Annotated in this window: 4 protein-coding genes; all 4 read left to right on the top strand. The window is 63.0% G+C overall.

What is annotated here, in order from left to right:
• Positions 1–67: 67 nt before the first annotated feature.
• On the top strand, positions 68–313 hold the full coding sequence (locus FV233_RS29270) for a helix-turn-helix domain-containing protein (protein WP_147853213.1): 246 nt from the start codon (positions 68–70) through the stop codon (positions 311–313).
• Complete coding sequence (locus FV233_RS29275; protein WP_147853212.1) at positions 310–627, top strand: hypothetical protein; 318 nt, start codon at positions 310–312, stop codon at positions 625–627. Before FV233_RS29270 ends, FV233_RS29275 begins: the two co-directional genes overlap by 4 nt.
• Positions 628–697: 70 nt before the next feature.
• Entirely contained in the window at positions 698–955 is a 258-nt protein-coding gene (locus tag FV233_RS29280) for a hypothetical protein (RefSeq protein ID WP_147853211.1), read from the top strand.
• A gap of 289 nt (positions 956–1,244) precedes the next feature.
• A partial coding sequence (locus tag FV233_RS29285; RefSeq protein ID WP_147899620.1) for a transglutaminase family protein occupies positions 1,245–1,884 on the top strand: 640 nt, incomplete at its 3' end.

The following is a 1,884-nucleotide window of genomic DNA, read 5'->3' on the forward strand; positions in this document are numbered from 1 at the left end:
GTGTATTTCATACACATAGCTGTGTCGGTGTGTACCGTCGACCTCCAAATGTGTGTGGCAAACATCTATGCTGGTGACGGGCAATCAGCTCAAGGCCGCGCGGGCTCTTCTGGGCGTCGAGCAAGCCGACCTCGCCGCGCGGGCCGAACTCCACGTCAACACGATCCGCAAAATGGAAGCGAAGGGCCCTGCCGAAATCACGAGCGGCGCCGACGTGGTTCGGCGGGTTCAGTCCGCGCTTGAGGCGGCCGGCGTCGAGTTCCTGAACCATGGGCGGCCTGGCGTGCGCCTACGGGGCGAGGATCCGGCATGACCGACGAGCCCGCCTCCCCCGAGAGACTGTCCGAGATTTTACGCCTCTGCACCACGCTCGCTGATCGCGTGTTCGACGCGCAGATGATGGGTCGGACGGTTCCAGCGGACCACGCCGTCGCCTTGGCGAAGGCTGCACGCCTCCTGCAGGATCAGTGCGTAGAGTGGCCGCCGATGCTGACGCACGTGATGCACGAGCTGGCAGACAAGGATGGCCGGTCGGTGCCCAAGCCGGAAGCCGGGCCGCTGGACGGTATCGACATGCACGGTCTGACCAACTTCTTTGCGGGCTTCAGCAAAAAGGATCAGTCGTGACCGCCGGCCTGGAGTTCATCCCGGAGAACGGAGGCGGGGCCAGCATCCGGTTCCGGGAGCGGAAGGCGCCGTGACACGCATCAGCGAGGACAAGCGGCCGGCGCCGCGCGAGCCAAGGGCGATGCCGCACTGGCTGGTATTCGTGATCAGCGTCCTAGCCCTCAGCGTGCCGGTCGCCGGCCTGTTGTTTATGGTGTGGCTGGCCCTCGTGCGGCCGACGGACTTCATCATCAGCCTAGTCGAGCTAGCCTACATCGCGGTCGCCACCGTCCTGATCGCCACCGGCGTGGCGTCCTACGTTCATCGAGAGCGACAGGCGCGCTCATGAGCAGCAAAGCTGGGACCCGGTTCCGGGAACGGAAGGGTTGATCACAGACCCGCAGGTTCTCGCAGCACGGCTCTCCATTCGCTGGGCGCCCAGAAATCTGGCTCAGCACGCCAAGGTGCTTGTGAGCGTTGTGGCGCGAGCCGAGAGCAGCCCCGGAGAGCCAGCGATCACGATCGTGCAGCCGAACGCCCTGAAGCAGACTCGGCGGGCAGCTGACCTCACATCGTGATACGGTCCGAACCTTGCGGGACCAACGCTGATCTCGACGCCTCTCTTTAGGACTGAGCCCATGCGTATCCTTGTCGGCTGCGAGATGACCTATGAATTTACGCACCCCACCCCGGTCATTGCGACGCTGAACGTCCATGCATCGCGCTTCTCCGATCTCGAACGGCCTGACTATCTCATCACGACACCTGCAGTTCCCCTGGATGGATACCGCGACAGCTTCGGGAACTGGTGTAACCGTATGGTCGCGCCAGCTGGCCGTTTTACGCTGAAGACCGATACGATCGTGCGGGATCACGGCAGTGGTGATACGCAGGAGGCTGACGCCCAAGAGATTGCGGTCGAGAAACTACCTTCCGACACAGTGCTGTTTCTCCTCGGGAGCCGATATTGCGAAACCGACCGCCTGTCGTCCATCGCCTGGGATTTGTTTGGCCATATCCCACCGGGCTGGGGCCGGGTACAGGCGATCTGCGACTACGTCCATGATCGCATCGCCTTTGGGTATGAGCATGCCCGAGCAACTCGGACAGCCTTCGATGTCTTCGAAGAGCAGCACGGCGTCTGCCGCGACTATGCGCATCTGGCGATTACGTTTTGCCGCTGCCTCAACATCCCGACCCGCTACTGCAACGGCTATGTCAGCGACATCGGCCTGCCCCTGCCGCACGCGCCGGGCGATTTTGCTGCATGGATGGAAG

Source organism: Methylobacterium sp. WL7, from assembly GCF_008040085.1.
In the GTDB taxonomy this organism is placed as follows: Bacteria; Pseudomonadota; Alphaproteobacteria; order Rhizobiales; family Beijerinckiaceae; genus Methylobacterium; species Methylobacterium mesophilicum.